The organism is Bradyrhizobium sp. 134, assembly GCF_023074155.1.
Lineage (GTDB): Bacteria > Pseudomonadota > Alphaproteobacteria > Rhizobiales > Xanthobacteraceae > Bradyrhizobium.
In genome coordinates this window covers 325,790-340,955 of the sequence record NZ_JADPKX010000086.1, presented here as the reverse complement: position 1 = coordinate 340,955, position 15,166 = coordinate 325,790, and the positions used below count along the sequence as shown (strand labels likewise).

Genomic DNA, 15,166 nt, shown 5'->3' with positions numbered 1-15,166 from the left:
CGGTGACCCTGTTGCTGTAAAGTTTGTTCCTCGTCGTCTTCCCGTCAAATCATGCTCGCCATGCCGAGCGCGCGAAGGAGGTCGTTCTGAATCGGGGCGACGGCCTCGTTCAGCCGCTGGACACCGAAATCCATGCCTTCGGGCATCACGACCGTCCGCAGAGGCCGCCGTTCCGTGGCCTCGACCAGATGCGCGATCGCATTCGCGACGCGCTGGGGCTGTGGCGGATTCTGCGGATCGTTTCCATCGTTGGAGTGCTCCTTGATCTGACCCGGGATCGCCGCGACATCGCCATAGGTTTTCAGCAGGGCTTGGTCGGAGGGTTCGGGGCTGGATGGAAGAAGGTTGCTCGGGAACGGGCCTGGCTCGACGATGACCGAATCGACGCCGAAGCTCGAAAGCTCGTAGCGGTAGGCTTCCGCGAGGGCTTCGAGCGCGAACTTGCTGGCGGAATAGACACCGAAGAACGGGAAGACCACCCGACCCATGAGCGACGTGACATGGATGAGGACGCCGCCGCCGGCGGCCCGCATGTGCGGCAGAACGGCGCGATCGGTGCGAACGGCGCCGAAGAAGTTCACGGCGAACTGCGCTTCGATATCCTTGACCGTATAGGCTTCCGTGACGCCCACGGGCATCATTCCCGCGTTGTTGACCAGAGCATCGACCCTGCCGTGCTGCCGGACGACATCCGCGATCGCGGCGTTGACGGATTGCTCGTCGGCAACGTCCATCTCCAGGACCTGGAGCGCACGCCCTTCGGCCTTTGCCGCTTCGACAAGCTCGTCGCGAACACGGCTATTTCTTCCTGCGACGTCGCGCATGGCAGCAACCACCGTGTGACCCCGCCTTGTGAGCTCCGAGGCGGTGAGTTTCCCAAAACCACTGCTCGAACCCGTCACAACCACAACTTTTCCGCTCATCTCACGATCTTTCTCTTAAATCCAAGGCACGACCAAGGTATAGACAGACCTGTATGTATTTGCAATCCTTAAATTGACAGAATAGTCTGTCCAGTGACGCAAACGGCTCGGTTAAGGGCGATCGATGGGCACGCTGCTTGATTTCGTGGACGTGGATATTCAACCGCTCGATGCGCTCGCCCCGCGCGAGCGCATTTTGAAGACGGCGTCAGATCTGTTTTACCGGTTCAGCATCAACTCTGTCGGAATCGACCGGATCATCGCCGAAAGCGGCGTGGCCAAGATGACGTTCTACAAGCACTTTCCCTCGAAGGCCGACCTCATCGCCACCTACCTTCGCTACAAGAGCGCCGTCTGGTTTCAGATGCTTTCGACCTCCACCGAGCGAGCCGGTCTCACGCCAGTGGAGCGCGTTCTCGCTGTTTTCGACGCACTCGAACAACCGCTCCTTGCGCCCTCATTCCGCGGCTGTCCGTTCGCGAAAGGAATGGCCGAATTCGGGCCGGAGGCAAACTCCCCGGGCGTAGAGGCGACCATCGCAGCGTATTTTACAAAGTTGCACGGCTTCGTTGCGTCACTCATTGAGCCCTTGGCATTGAGCAAACCCGAAAGGGCCGTGATCCAGATCCTGTCGCTGTTCGAAGGCTCGCTCGTGATCGCACAGTCAACGCGTGATCCCGCCATCGTCCAGGCTAACCGCGAGGCAGCCAGAGTGTTGCTGGAAAACGGGATCGCCTCGTCGTTCTGATCCGTAGCCCTTGCGAAACCCATCATGCTTCGTCATCGGCGGACGGTTTGATGGGTTTCGCTGGCGCTCTACTCATCCTACGCGCTCAAGCTAAGCGCCGTCTGAATGCGCTTGGTACAGCCAAAATTTGCACTCTTGGTACTGGTTTCATGACCAGGCGCGACGCATCTAGCTGCTAGTACCGCGACCGAAGCGAACCCGATCGGCAGTCTCAATACAAACCGGTCAATGCAGACAGCGCAGATCGCGGACACTTCCACACTGCCCGGCAGTTTGTAGACAGCCTTTGTGCTTACGCTGCCAGCAACAGTTGCATCAAGAGACAATGACCGAGGAGGTAATCCCATGAAGGCGATCGTTGTAACAGAACGGGCCGCGGGAACGGCCGGGATGAAGCTGGTGGACCGGCCCGAGCCGCAGGCATCGATAAACGACGTCATTGTTCGGGTTCATGCGTCGGGATTTGTTCCGACCGAGTTGACGTGGCCCTCGACCTGGACAGATCGCCTCGAGCGTGACCGAACGCCGTCGATCCTTGGGCATGAGTTGGCTGGAGTGGTTACCGCTCTCGGATATGGCACTACGGGGTTGTCGGTAGGACAGCGGGTGTTTGGCCTCGCGGACTGGTATCGCGACGGCACGCTTGCCGAGTATGTGGCGATCGAGGCACGCAATCTCGCGCCGCTCCCGGGCGACGTCGACTTCACGGTGGGCGCAAGTCTGCCGGTCTCGGGCCTGACGGCCTGGCAAGGGCTGTTCCAGCATGGCCGTCTCCAGGCGGGGCAGAGCGTCCTCGCACACGGCGCGGCCGGCGCAGTCGGGTCGATGGTGACGCAACTCGCACGAGAGGCCGGCGCCTACGTCATCGGCTCTGGACGCGCCGCCGACCGTCAGACAGTGCTCGACTTCGGCGCGAAGGAGTTCGTCGACCTCGACAACGATGCCCTGGAAGACATCGGCAAAGTCGACCTGGTGTTCGATGTCATCGGCGGTGACATCCAGAAGCGGTCCGCAGGATTGATTGGAGTCGGAGGAACACTGGTCACCATCGTCGGGCCCGCAGAGGCGCGACCCTCCGACGGCCTGGCGGTCGACTTTGTCGTCGAGGCCGATCGTGCCCAACTGAGTGAGATCGTCCAGCGGGTGCGGGACGGACGATTGCGGACAAACATCGGCAACATCTCGATCTTCGACGATGCGGTCACCGCCTTAAACCCGACCAGGCGACGCAAGGGGAATACGATCATTCGCGTTCGTCCCTGAGGGAGCATGCCCATTGATGCACGCAGCGTGCAGGATGGGCTGAGCCCTTGCGAAACCCATCATGTTTCGTCGTAGGCGGACGGTATGATGGGTTTCGCTCACGCTCTAGCCCATCCTACGAGCTTAGTTGGTCCTCAAACTCCCGGATGTGCTTAACTCCGATCTCGGGACAATAGTGACGCTTACCAGTGGTGATGGTGCTGCCAGCCATAATGATGGCCTCGGCCTCTGCCCCAACCGTAATGATGACCACGGCCGCCGCGATGACCCAACCCGTGGCCACCGCCATGTCCGTGGCCGCCCTTGACCTCGATGGTGTCAGTCTGAGACGCGCCCAGTGCGTCCGGCTTGGCAACGGGCATCGCCGAAGCAGAGGGTGAGGGGATTAGAGCAACTGACCCCGCCACAAAGCCGATCAAACAAAGCCACTTCATGCAATCGCCTCCCGATAAGAATGAAACCAAGGGCCAGCCAGCCGCGGTCCATTGCGGCCGCGTTCGCTCCCGCTCGTCAACAATGAAGCCGGGAAAAAGTTGCAATGAAACGTGACGCATTGCGGTTTCGCTGGCGCTCTACCCATCCCACGACCCGAGCAAGCGCCTCGTCCTTCGAGACGACCGCTTCGCGGTCTCCTCAGGATAAGGCTGAGCTGCGTCGGGATTTGTTGCAGGTGCAGCCACGTGTTCCGCCCTCATCCTGAGGGCCCGCCAACGGCGGGCGTCTCGAAGGATGTGCCGCGGGGACGCTTACGACTCCCCTAGGCCGGCACGATCACCTTGCCGATCGGCCAGAGCGCGATGCCCGCGAGCTTGAGGTGGGCCCAAGCGAAGGGAATGCCGATGATGGTGATCGCGAGGGCCAGGGCGGTGAGGAGGTGGCCGAGCGCCAGCCACCAGCCGGCCAGCACGAACCAGATGATGTTGCCGATCACCCCGAGCGGGCCGGTGCCGATATCTTCGACACCGGTGACCTCATAGCGGTTGACCGCCCGCGAGCCGAACGGCATCAGCGTGTAGACCGCAATGTTGAACGCGGCCCGCGCCCAGGGCAGGCCAACGATGGTGATCGCCATGATGACCGCGGCGACCAGCCAGCCGAGCGCCATCCAGGCGCCGCCGATGAGAATCCAGAGCAGGTTGAGCAGGATGGAAACGGGAGCCATGGGATGATCCGCGAGACGATGATTCCGTCTATATAGGCTCAGAATCCGTCCCTGCCAGGATGGTATCGACGCACGCAAAGCGTAGATCGACCGCTAGATCTTCCGCCCCACCTGCTCCCAATAGGGATCGCGCAGGCGGCGCTTGAAGATCTTGCCGGAATCTTCGCGCGGCAGCCCGGTGCGGATCTCGATGTGTTTTGGCACCTTGTAGTCGGCGAGCGACGCCTTCAGCCGCGCGCGGATATCGCCGGCGTTGAGCGCGATGCCCAGCTGTGGCTCGACCACGGCCATCAGCGCTTCTCCGAACTCGGCATCGGGGATGCCGAACACCGCGCAATCATGCACGCCGGGCACCGCGTGCAGAACCGACTCGATCTCGGCCGGGTAAATGTTGACGCCGCCCGAGATCACCATGTCGCGCTTGCGATCGCAGATGAAGACGTAGCCCTCTTCATCGATATAGCCGACGTCGCCCGAGGTGATGAAGCCGTCGCGATCGATCTCGGCGCGCTTCTCCGGCTTGTTGTGGTAGGTGAAATCGGCCATCCCGGCCATGCGCGAATAGATCTCGCCGATCTCGCCCACGCCCAGCACGCGTCCGTCATCGCCGATGAAGCGCAGCTCGGCGCCGGGCGATATTTTGCCGACGGTGCCGGGCTTCCTCAGCGCGTCCTCGGAGGTCGCGAAGGTGACGGCGCTGGATTCGGTCGAGCCGTAGAATTCGTAGATCACCGGCCCCCACCATTCGATCATGGCGCGCTTGACGTCCGCCGGACAGGGTGCTGCGGCATGGATGATATGGCGGAGCGAGGAGACGTCGTATTTCTTTCGCACCTCCTCCTGCAGCTTCATCAGCCGGATGAACATGGTCGGCACCATGAAGACGGTGTCGATCTTGTAGCGCTCGATCAGCCCGAGAAATTCCTCGGGCTCGAACCGCGGCATCAGCACCAGTGCGCCGCCGAGCTTGCCGGCGCGAATGCCGAACGAGTTCGGCGCGGAGTGATAGAGCGGACCCGGCAGGATCGTGCGGGCGCCGGGCTTCAGCCCATAGATCATCGCGCGCATGCGCTCGCCGGCAGCCGCCTGCTCCGGCGTCGGCGCATTGCGCCGTACACCCTTTGGGTGGCCGGTCGTGCCCGAGGTGTAGATCATGTTCATGGGCTGCGGCACGATCGGGCCGTCATAGGGCTGGTGCTCTACGAGCCAGGATTCGAAATCGATCGCGAAGTCCGGCGTCTTCAGATGATCGGGATCGATCTTGTAGCTGGACAGGATCTCCGGCGGCGTCGGCACGCTGAGCACGGTGACGCCTTTCGGGATCGCGTCGCGCAGAGCATGCAGCATGTCGGCATGCCCGATCAGCACGGACGTGCCGGTGTCGTTCAGGATGTAATTGATCTCCTCAGGCTTGAAGTGCCAGTTGATCGGCACGCCATAGGCGCCCAGCCGCATCGCTGCATAGGCAGCTTCGACGAAGGCGATATCGTTACGCATCAGCATGCAGACGCAATCGCCCTGCCCGACGCCGATCTGGCTGAGGCCGGCGGCGATGCGGTCGGCACGATCAGCGACCTCGGCATGGGAGCGGCTGCGCCCGCCGGAGACGATGCCGAGGAAATTTGAGGTTTCGCTCATTGTTGTTTTTCTTTGTTGTTGACGTTGCCCCCTCATGGTGAGGAGGCGCAAAGCGCCGTCTCGAACCATGAAAGCCCGTGGCGCATCGCTCGAGACGCCGCTTCGCGGCTCCTCGGGATGAGGTCTGCGCTAATCCGCAAACTTGGGCGCGCGCTTCTCCAGATTGGCACGCACCGCTTCGGTCTGGTTCGCGCTGCCGATCAACTTCTGCTGCTCGACGGACTCGGCGAGTAGCGCGGGGCCCGGATCGACCGAGAGATTGTTGAGCATGCGTTTCGCGGCGCGGATCGCATCGGGGCTTTTTCCCGCGATCTCGCGCGCGACGTCGAGCGCGGCAGCGCGCGGGTCGTCGCAGATGCGCGTGGCGAGACCGTAAGCCATCGCCTCCTGCGCGGAGAAGATGCGGCCGGTGTAGGTGAGATCGCGCAGAATGTCATCGCGCACGAGCGAGGCCAGGATCGGCGTGCCCGCCATGTCGGGCACCAAGCCCCATTTTATTTCCATCACCGACATCCGCGCATCCGGGGTGAGGAAGCGCATGTCGGCGCCGAGCGCGAGCTGGAAGCCGCCGCCGAAGGCGACGCCCTGGATTGCCGCGATCACCGGAACCGGAAGCTGGCGCCAGCCCCACACCGCCTGTTGCGCGAAATTCGCCTGGCCGTGCGTGCGCTTGGTGAGGTCGCGATTTTCGCCACCCGGAATTCCGTTGCCGCCCTTCTCTTTCATGGCGGCAAAACGCCCCATGTCGAGACCGGCGCAGAAGGCGCGGCCCTCGCCGGACAGCACGACGGCGCGCACACCTTTTTCCTTCGAAAGCCGATCGGTTGCAGCGACAAGGGCCTCGAACATGGCCTGATCCAGCGCATTCATCTTGTCCGCGCGCACCAGGCGCACGTCGGCGACGCCTTCCGAGATCGAGATCGAGACGCGCTCTTCCATGGATGATTCTCCCCGGGTTCCCGGCTGTTCTTGTTCGGTGCCGCTTTACAGGACGACGGCGGCCGGATTTAGTCAATCGATCAATTAACCGACAATCACTGCGGGGGAAACAGCCATGTTCAAGGAAAATCTTCTGGCGGGACGGCGCATCCTCGTGACCGGCGGCGGCACCGGGCTCGGCAAGTCGATGGCGGCGCGCTTTCTCCAGCTCGGCGCCGAAGTGCACATCTGCGGCCGGCGCAAGATCGTCTGCGACGAGACCGCGACCGAGCTGATGGCCGAGTATGGCGGCCGCGTCACGAGCCACGGCGTCGATATCCGCAACGCGCTCGCGGTCGAGGAGATGATCGAAACCATCTTTCGCGACGGCCCCCTCACCGACCTCATCAACAACGCCGCCGGGAATTTCATCTCGCGCAGCGAGGAGCTGTCGCCGCGCGGCTTCGACGCGGTCGCCAACATCGTCATGCACGGCACGTTCTACGTGACGCATGCGGTCGGCAAGCGCTGGATCGCGTTGAAGCAGCCCGGCAACGTCGTCTCGATCACCACGACCTGGGTGCGCAACGGCTCGCCTTACGTGGTGCCGTCGGCGATGAGCAAGTCGGCGATCCATGCGATGACGATGTCGCTCGCCACCGAATGGGGCCGCTACGGCATCCGGCTGAACACGATCGCGCCGGGTGAGATCCCGACCGAGGGCATGAGCAAGCGCATCAAACCCGGCGACGAAGCCGGCGCGCGCACCAAGGCGATGAACCCGATGGGCCGCGTCGGCACCATGGAGGAATTGCAGAACGTCGCCGTGTTCCTGATCTCCGGCGGCTGCGACTGGATCTCCGGCGAGACCATCGCCATGGACGGCGCGCAGGCGCTCGCCATGGGCGGCAATTTCTACCAGCTCCGCGACTGGAGCGACGACGACTGGAAAACCGCGCGCGAGAGCATCATGGCGCAGAACGAGAAGGATCGTGCGAAGCGGGGGTAATTGCTGTCGTCCCGGCGAAGGCCGGGACCCATACACACCAAATCTTGTCTCGCGAAGATTGGTCATGACCAGTCTTCGCCAAATTGCGTTTGATGGTTATGGGTCCCGGCCTTCGCCGGGACGACAATGTTGAGAGAGCGAACGACCCTCTCCCGTCTTGTCATCGCCCGCGGATGACGCCACACTCCGCACCATAAAAACAAGACGTCACGGGAGAGACATGTCCACCACACAGCCATTGGCTGACCTCGCCGACATGGTGCGCGAGCGCGCCAAGAGCCGCGGCAATGCCATCGCCTTCGAGTTCGAAGGTCGTGTCACCAGCTTCGCCGAGTTCGACATCAAGACGAATCGCGTCGCCAATGCGCTGATCGCGATGGGTGTGAACAAGGGCGAGCGCATCGCTTATCTCGGCAAGAACAGCGACATCTATTTCGAGCTGCTGATGGGCGCCATGAAGGCCGGCGTGGTGATGGCGCCGGTGAACTGGCGGCTCGCGGGCCCGGAGGTCGCCTTCATCGTTGGCGACTGCAAGGCGCCGGTGCTGTTCGTCGGGCCCGAGTTCATCACGCAGGTCCGCCAGATCAGGGACCAGTTGCCGGACGTGCGCAGCGTCATCACCACCGAAGGCGGCGCGCCGGAATGGCAGGATTTTGCCGCTTGGCGCGACGCGCAGAGCGGCGACGACCCGAAGGTGCCGATCGCCGCCCGGGACATCGCGATCCAGCTCTATACGTCGGGCACGACGGGCAAGCCGAAGGGCGCGATGCTGTCGCATGCGAACTTCCTCAACCTCGTGCAAACCGGCAATACCGAGGACAAGCCCGAGTGGAACCGGTGGTCGACCCACGACGTGTCGCTGGTCGCGATGCCGATCTTCCATATCGGCGGTTCCGGCTGGGGCGTGATGGGGCTCTATCACGGCGCCCGCGGCGTGATCGCGCGCGAGTTCGATCCGACCAAGGTACTGGATTTCTTCGAACAGTCGGGCATCACAAAGCTGTTCATGGTGCCCGCGGCGATGCAGTTCGTGGTGCGTCAACCCCGCGCCAAAACGGTCGATTTCTCGCGGTTGAAATACATGCTCTATGGCGCCTCGCCGATCCCGGCGGCGCTGCTAAAGGAATGCATCGAGATCTTCAGATGCGGCTTCGTGCAGATGTACGGCATGACCGAGACCACCGGCACCATCGTCGCGCTGCCGCCGGAGGATCATCTCGAGGGGCTGGAGCGGATGCGCTCGGCGGGCAAGGCGCTGCCGGGCGTCGAGATCGCGATCCTTGATGTGGACGGCAAGCCGCTGCCGCCGCGCGAGGTCGGCGAGATCGCGACACGCTCGGGCTCCAACATGGCAGGCTACTGGAACCTGCCGGAAGCGACCGCCGCGACGCTACGCGGCGACGGCTGGCTGCGCACGGGTGATGCCGGCTACATGGACGAAGACGGCTATCTCTACATCCACGACCGCATCAAGGACATGATCATCTCTGGCGGCGAGAACATCTACCCGGCCGAGGTCGAGAGCGCGCTGTGCGATCATCCCGACGTCGCGGAAGCTGCCGTGATCGGCATACCCGACGACAAATGGGGCGAGGCGGTGAAGGCCGTGGTGGTGATGAAGCCCGGCAAGCAAGCGACCGCCACGGACATCATCAACTTCACCCGCGAGCGCATCGCCGGGTTCAAGACGCCCAAGAGCGTGGAGTTCCTGCCGGCATTGCCGCGAAATCCGTCGGGCAAGATCTTGCGGCGGCAGTTGAGGGAGCCGTACTGGGCGGGGAAGGATAGAAGGGTGAATTAGGCCCGCTCTATCCACATCGTCGTCCCGGCGAAGGCCGGGACCCATAACCACCGAACGCAGTTTGGCGAAGGCTGACAATTACCAGCTCACCCAAACCCCTCCCTGGGGTTATGGGTCCCGGCCTTCGCCGGAACGACATTGGAGAGAGAGAGATGTCCTCTCAGTGCTTCCCGGGCCCCATATAACCGAACAAAAATCCCGCCACTTTGCGGATCTGGATCTCCTCGCTGCCCTCGGTGATGCGATAGCGGCGGTGGTGGCGGTAGATGTGCTCGAACGGCTTGTGGCGTGAGTAGCCCATGCCGCCGTGGACCTGCATGGCGCGGTCGGCGGATTCGCAACAGAGGCGGTTTGCCCAGTAGTTGCACATCGAGACGCGGTCGGAGAGCGTGCGCTCGATCTGCTCCTCAGTGAGCTTGTCCATTTCCCAGGCGGTCTTGCGGATCAACAGGCGCAGCATCTCGGCCTGGGTCGCAAGCTCGACCAGCGGGAACTGGATCGCCTGGTTCTCGGCCAGCGCCTTGCCGAACGGTTTTCGCTCGCGCGCATACTTCACGCTCTCGTTGATGCAATAAACAGCCGCGCCGAGCGAACTCGCCGCCTGCCGGATGCGGTTCTGGTGGACGAAGCACTGTGCCAGCGACAGGCCGCGGCCGACCTCGCCGAACAGCGCGTCCTCCGGTACGAACACGTCGGTGAAGCTGACGCGGGGATGATCGGTCGGCATGTTGAAGGTCCACATGTACTCTTCGATCTTCACGCCATGGCTCTTGGCTGGAACCAGGAAGCAGGTGATGCCGCGCGCATCGCCGTCATTGCCCGAGGTCCGCGCGAACAGCGCGCAGTGGGTGGCGACGTGCATGCCGGTGGTCCACATCTTCTCGCCGTTGATGATCCAGCCCTTGACGTTGTCGCGGGTCGCCGGCACCGCGCGCGTTTCCATGTGGGTGGCGTCGGAGCCATGATTTGGCTCGGTCAGGCCGAAGGTGATGCGGTACTTGCCCTTGATGGAGCCATCGATCATCGCCTTCTGGTCGTCGCGCCCATAGCGATCCAGCATGGTCGCGACAGGGAAATTGCCAACGATGGAGTGCTCGTTCTGGAGATCGTTGTGCAGACCGAGCCCCTTGGCTGCAAAGTGCTCGCGGATGACGGCCATCCAGAGGTTGGAGCCATCCTTGCCGCCATATTGCTTCGGCACCGGAAAGCGCAGATGGCCGGCGGCGTCCGCGAGATCCTTGGCCTTGCGCAGCAGCGCTTCCCATTCGTGGCGTGGCAGCCCGCCATTCTCGAAATCGGTGCGCGCCCATTCGCGGCGATGATCGAAGAAGCGGATGTTGTCGTCGGCTTCCTCCAGCGGCTTGATCTCGCGTTCGATGAAACGGTCGAGCTCTGCGAGATAGGCGACGAGATCGGCAGGCAATGAGAAATCCACGGCTCTCTCCCGGGTGTCTTTTCGTTTTGTGTTAAGGCGCTGGGCGCAGCTTTACTTCGCACGATTAAGGTGAGAAGAGCGCCGCCAAGTCAAGCAATGCGAGGCGTGTGAGAGGCGCAAGGCGTGCCCGCGCAATTCGATGGTGTTGAAACGCGCCTGCGCGCTAGTATGGCCGCAATATTCCTTCACGAGAAAATGCGGAGCGACCATGGAGCTGAAGTTCTCAAAGGTGGAACGCAAGGGGCCGATCACGATCGTCACACTGTCGCGGCCCGAGGTCTACAACGCGCTGCACACCGACGCGCATTTCGAGCTGCAAAAGGTATTTGACGATTTCTCCGCCGATCCCGAGCAGTGGATCGCGGTCGTCACCGGTAGCGGCGACAAGGCGTTCTGCGCCGGCAACGATCTGAAGTGGCAGGCGGCCGGCGGCAAGCGCGGCTGGGACAAGGGTGGCTTTGCCGGCCTCACCGCGCGCTTCGACTGCGACAAGCCGATCATTGCCGCGGTCAATGGCGTCGCCATGGGCGGCGGTTTCGAGATCGCGTTGGCCTGCGACCTCATCATTGCCTCGGAGAACGCCACCTTCGCTCTGCCCGAGCCGCGCGTGGGGCTGGCCGCGCTTGCCGGAGGCCTGCACCGGCTGCCGCGCCAGATCGGGTTGAAGCGCGCCATGGGCATGATCCTCACCGCGCGCCATGTCAGCGCCAAGGAGGGCCACGAGCTCGGCTTCGTCAACGAGGTGGTGCCGCAGGGCGAGGCGCTCACGGCCGCGCTGCGCTGGGCCGAGATGATTACCAAGAATTCGCCGATGTCGATCCGCGCCTCGAAGCAGGCGATCCAGAAGGGCCTCGGCGTGTCGCTGCAGCAGGCGATCGAGGAGCAGCGGGAATATCCGGCGGTGAAGGCGATGGTGGCCTCGCAGGACTACATCGAGGGCCCGAAGGCGTTTGCGGAGAAGCGACCTCCGAAATGGGTGGGGAAGTAGGGCGGTCTCTCTCCGCCCGTCACGACTCAACACCACCGGTGTCATGCCCGGCTTGACCGGGGCATCCAGTACGCCGCGGCTTCTCAGCCCAATCACTGCCGTCTCTGGAATACTGGATCGCCCGCCTTCGCGGGCGATGACCGCGGAGAATTAGGCGCCGCTTACCCGTCTCGCCCCAACTCGCGCTTGTACGATGCATAACTCGGCTGGTCGACGGCAAGTTTGTCCATCGTCGTCTGCCACAGATGCTCGGCGAGGCCCGGCGTTGCCAGATCGACCTCGCCTTTGGCGATGCGCTCGGCGAGCGCGCGGTTCAGGTCCGTGACCGAGCCGTCCATGCCGAGCAACCCGCGCAGCCGCGCCACCTCCGCAGCATCGCTCCCCTCCTCCCGCGTCAACTGCCGTGTCACGAGATCGAGGATGTTGATGGCGACGCGCAGCTTGAAGGCCTGGTGGCCGGAGATCAGCGGCGTGATGTCGTTGCGGAGGAAATCGGCGACTGACTTGGTCAGCTCGATCGGGGTCGGCTCGTCCTGCATGGTCAACTCCCCCGCGGCGCGAGCAGCCGCAATAGATCGATCTCGGTCTCGGAAGCGCGACGGCCGATCATGGCGCGTTCCATCGAATGGTCCGGACTTTCGCGAAAGCGCTGCATCATGCCGCCGCACATGATGCCCCAGCGCAGCGTGCCCATCACTTCCCAGAATTTGACACGCGATGGATCGACCTTCCGCCCAGCCGCCTCATAGCCGGCGAACAGCTCCTCACGCGAGCCAAAGCCGCCGACCGGCTTGTCGATCTCGCCAAAGCGCCAGGAATTGACGCAGACCCAGCCGAGATCCTCCATGGGATCTCCGAGATGGGCGAGCTCCCAGTCCAGCACCGCACGCACGCCGTCGGCACCGATGATGAGATTGCCGTTGCGGAAATCGCCATGCACCAGCGTCGTCTCGCCGGCGGGACCCGGGTCCTGGTCGCGCAGCCAGCGCAGCGCCAATTCGAACACCGGCTTTGGCCAGTCCAGGCTGCGATAATCGCGTTCGAACTCGCCGATCTCCTGGGTCGCGGACCGGCTGCGCAGCTTGGGCAATTTGTCGCCCGGTAGCCTGTGCAGATTCGCGAGCACGCCGCCGATCTGCCGTGCGAGGCGCGGCCGCGCCGCGGCGAACTCGTCGTCGCGCAGGATCTTGCGCGCGATGGTTTCGCCCTCGACCCGCTGCATGATGAAGCCGGTGCCGAGATCGTCGTCCGGCACCAACACATGCATCACGCGCGGCGACGGCACGCCGGCCTCATAGGCGAGCTTCATCAGTTGCGCTTCGGCGGCAAGACCCGCCGCGCGCGTCGGCGCCGCGCCATAGCCTTTCGGCGAGCGGCGCAAGATCGCACCGATCGGCCCGTCGGGATGCACGATGTCGAAGCGCCAGGTCTCCTGGCTGGCGCCGCCGGACAGCTTGGCCGCGCCCGTCACGCCGGTCGCCCCCTTGCACCAGCGCGCAACGCTGCGGGAGAGCTCGGGCTCGATCATTTGCCCTTGAACTGCGCCGGGCGCTTCTCCAGGAACGCGCCGACGCCTTCGCGGAAATCATCCGTGTCGCCGGCGCGGAGCTGGCATTGGAATTCGAGATTGAGCTGATCCTCGAAGGAATTTTCCGGGCTGTCCCAATAGAGCTTGCGGATCAGCGACAGCGCGACCGTCGGGCCGCTGGCGAGGTCGCGCGCGAGCTTCATCGCCTCCTCCATCAGCACGCCGTCATCATAGACGCGGTTGACGAGGCCCCATTCCAGCGCCTTCTCGGCGGGAAGCCGCTCGCCCATCAGCGACAATTCGATCGAGCGTGCCTTGCCGATAAGCCGCGGCAAGAGCCAGGTCGAGCCGCAATCCGGCACGAGGCCGATACGGCGGAAGGCTTGCAGGAAATAGGACGAGCGCGCGCATAAAATCATGTCGCCGAGCAGCGCGAAGCTCATGCCGGCGCCGGCCGCCGGGCCGTTGACCGCGGTCACGATCGGGCAATGCAGATTGCGGATGCGGCGCAGGAAGGGATGAAAGCCGGTCTCGAGCGTCAGGCCGGCCTTGGTCTTCTTCGACTGGTTATTGCGGCCCTGCAGATTGGCGCCGGTGCAGAACGCCCGTCCCGCGCCGGTGAGCACGACGCAGCGCACCTCGTCCTTCTTTTCCTCGATCGCGTCGAGCGCTTCCGCGAGACCGCCCAGCATGTCGACGGAGACCGCGTTCATCACCTCCTGATGGTCGAGCTTGAGGATCGCGACCGAACCATCGAGATCGAGCGTGACGTGTTTGAACTGCATGGTTTCCTCGTGAGTTGCGGCCTGCACCAGTTTCGCAGACCGGAATTGCTTTTGCCGGGGCGCATATTTGATTTTTGGCGCGGTCTTGTCCATGGTGATCGGAGCATAGCAAGCAATCTTGCGCGCAGCGGCTGATGCGCGCCAAGCAAAAACAGGAAACGCGCCATGAACCTTTTCGACCTTTCAGGACGGGTCGCCGTGATCACCGGCGGCAATGGCGGGATCGGACTCGGCATCGCGCAGGCGCTCGCCGGCCAGGGCTGCAACGTCTCGATCTGGGGCCGCAATCCTGACAAGAACAGCAGCGCTGCCGCGAGCCTGGCGGGCTTGCCCGGCAAGGTCGACGCGCGGGTCTGCGACGTCACCGACCCGGCCTCGGTCAATGCCGCGATGAAGGCCACGCTGGACACATTCGGCCGCGTCGACGGCTGCTTCGCCAATGCCGGCATCGGCGGCGGCGGCCGGCGCTCCTTCATCGAACGCACCGAAGAGGAATGGCGCACAATGTTTGCGACCAATCTCGACGGCGTGTTCCACGCGTTCCAGACGGCCGCAAAACACATGACCCAGCGCGCCGAGGCGGGCGATCCCTTCGGCCGGCTGGTGGCGACCTCGAGCCTCGCCTCGATCTTCGGCACCGCCCGCAACGAGCACTACGCGGCGACCAAGGCCGCGATCAACGCGCTGGTCCGCGCGCTCGGCGTCGAGCTGGCGCGCCACAGCGTCACCGCGAATGCGATCCTGCCCGGCTGGATCAAGAGCGACATGACGTCGGGCCTGATGGCTAACGAAAAATTCGTGGCCAACGTGATGCCGCGAATTCCGGTGCGGCGCTTCGGCGAGGCCAGCGATTTCGGCGGCATCGCGGTGTATCTGATGAGCAAGGCGTCGTCGTACCACACGGCGGATACGTTCGTGATCGACGGCGGTTATACGGCGTTTTGATTTTCATAATGAGGGGAACGAGC

At 63.5% G+C, this 15,166-nt stretch carries 15 protein-coding genes; 6 read left to right on the top strand and 9 right to left on the bottom strand.

The annotated features are described in order from the left end of the window. Nucleotides 1-44: 44 nt before the first annotated feature. Nucleotides 45-923, bottom strand: coding sequence for an SDR family oxidoreductase (locus IVA75_RS36470; RefSeq protein ID WP_247288643.1), 879 nt, complete (start codon nucleotides 921-923; stop codon nucleotides 45-47). A gap of 124 nt (nucleotides 924-1,047) precedes the next feature. Here IVA75_RS36470 and IVA75_RS36465 point away from each other — a divergent pair, with 124 nt between their 5' ends. Both IVA75_RS36465 and IVA75_RS36460 read left to right on the top strand, forming a co-directional pair. Then, nucleotides 1,048-1,671: a TetR/AcrR family transcriptional regulator gene (locus IVA75_RS36465; protein ID WP_247288642.1), complete on the top strand. Its 624-nt coding sequence runs from the start codon at nucleotides 1,048-1,050 to the stop codon at nucleotides 1,669-1,671. Nucleotides 1,672-2,016: 345 nt separating this feature from the next. After that, a complete protein-coding gene (locus tag IVA75_RS36460; RefSeq protein WP_247288640.1) occupies nucleotides 2,017-2,934 on the top strand; it encodes an NADP-dependent oxidoreductase in 918 nt (305 codons plus the stop codon). 115 nt (nucleotides 2,935-3,049) lie between these two features. Here the strand turns inward: IVA75_RS36460 and IVA75_RS36455 are convergent, their stop codons facing one another. From IVA75_RS36455 to IVA75_RS36440, 4 genes are all read right to left on the bottom strand, one after another. Then, on the bottom strand, nucleotides 3,050-3,223 hold the full coding sequence (locus IVA75_RS36455; RefSeq protein WP_247288639.1) for a hypothetical protein: 174 nt from the start codon (nucleotides 3,221-3,223) through the stop codon (nucleotides 3,050-3,052). 468 nt (nucleotides 3,224-3,691) lie between these two features. Continuing rightward, a complete protein-coding gene (locus IVA75_RS36450) occupies nucleotides 3,692-4,096 on the bottom strand; it encodes a YccF domain-containing protein (RefSeq protein WP_027568963.1) in 405 nt (134 codons plus the stop codon). Between the two features lie 93 nt (nucleotides 4,097-4,189). Beyond that, nucleotides 4,190-5,734: an acyl-CoA synthetase gene (locus IVA75_RS36445; RefSeq protein WP_247288636.1), complete on the bottom strand. Its 1,545-nt coding sequence runs from the start codon at nucleotides 5,732-5,734 to the stop codon at nucleotides 4,190-4,192. 129 nt (nucleotides 5,735-5,863) lie between these two features. Continuing rightward, the gene (locus tag IVA75_RS36440) at nucleotides 5,864-6,673 is read right to left on the bottom strand and encodes a crotonase/enoyl-CoA hydratase family protein (RefSeq protein WP_247288634.1); all 810 of its coding nucleotides are present in this window, start codon (nucleotides 6,671-6,673) and stop codon (nucleotides 5,864-5,866) included. 115 nt (nucleotides 6,674-6,788) lie between these two features. On the opposite strand from IVA75_RS36440, the gene IVA75_RS36435 reads away from it, so the two are divergent. Both IVA75_RS36435 and IVA75_RS36430 read left to right on the top strand, forming a co-directional pair. Further along, complete coding sequence (locus IVA75_RS36435; RefSeq protein WP_027568960.1) at nucleotides 6,789-7,661, top strand: SDR family oxidoreductase; 873 nt, start codon at nucleotides 6,789-6,791, stop codon at nucleotides 7,659-7,661. A 220-nt stretch (nucleotides 7,662-7,881) separates the two neighbouring features. Beyond that, complete coding sequence (locus IVA75_RS36430; RefSeq protein WP_247288632.1) at nucleotides 7,882-9,462, top strand: fatty acid--CoA ligase; 1,581 nt, start codon at nucleotides 7,882-7,884, stop codon at nucleotides 9,460-9,462. A gap of 160 nt (nucleotides 9,463-9,622) precedes the next feature. Here the strand turns inward: IVA75_RS36430 and IVA75_RS36425 are convergent, their stop codons facing one another. Next, a complete protein-coding gene (locus IVA75_RS36425; RefSeq protein WP_247288630.1) occupies nucleotides 9,623-10,897 on the bottom strand; it encodes an acyl-CoA dehydrogenase family protein in 1,275 nt (424 codons plus the stop codon). A gap of 208 nt (nucleotides 10,898-11,105) precedes the next feature. Here IVA75_RS36425 and IVA75_RS36420 point away from each other — a divergent pair, with 208 nt between their 5' ends. Beyond that, nucleotides 11,106-11,885, top strand: coding sequence for an enoyl-CoA hydratase-related protein (locus IVA75_RS36420; RefSeq protein WP_247288629.1), 780 nt, complete (start codon nucleotides 11,106-11,108; stop codon nucleotides 11,883-11,885). A 161-nt stretch (nucleotides 11,886-12,046) separates the two neighbouring features. Here the strand turns inward: IVA75_RS36420 and IVA75_RS36415 are convergent, their stop codons facing one another. Genes IVA75_RS36415 through IVA75_RS36405 form a run of 3 tightly spaced genes read right to left on the bottom strand, consistent with a single transcriptional unit; the run spans nucleotide 12,047 to nucleotide 14,198 of the window. Then, nucleotides 12,047-12,424: a DUF6285 domain-containing protein gene (locus IVA75_RS36415; RefSeq protein WP_247288628.1), complete on the bottom strand. Its 378-nt coding sequence runs from the start codon at nucleotides 12,422-12,424 to the stop codon at nucleotides 12,047-12,049. A gap of 2 nt (nucleotides 12,425-12,426) precedes the next feature. Further along, a complete protein-coding gene (locus IVA75_RS36410) occupies nucleotides 12,427-13,413 on the bottom strand; it encodes a phosphotransferase family protein (RefSeq protein WP_027568955.1) in 987 nt (328 codons plus the stop codon). After that, complete coding sequence (locus tag IVA75_RS36405; RefSeq protein ID WP_027568954.1) at nucleotides 13,410-14,198, bottom strand: enoyl-CoA hydratase/isomerase; 789 nt, start codon at nucleotides 14,196-14,198, stop codon at nucleotides 13,410-13,412. Before IVA75_RS36405 ends, IVA75_RS36410 begins: the two co-directional genes overlap by 4 nt. Before the next feature lie 165 nt (nucleotides 14,199-14,363). On the opposite strand from IVA75_RS36405, the gene IVA75_RS36400 reads away from it, so the two are divergent. Beyond that, the gene (locus tag IVA75_RS36400) at nucleotides 14,364-15,143 is read left to right on the top strand and encodes an SDR family oxidoreductase (protein WP_247288627.1); all 780 of its coding nucleotides are present in this window, start codon (nucleotides 14,364-14,366) and stop codon (nucleotides 15,141-15,143) included. The last annotated feature ends 23 nt before the right edge of the window (nucleotides 15,144-15,166 follow it).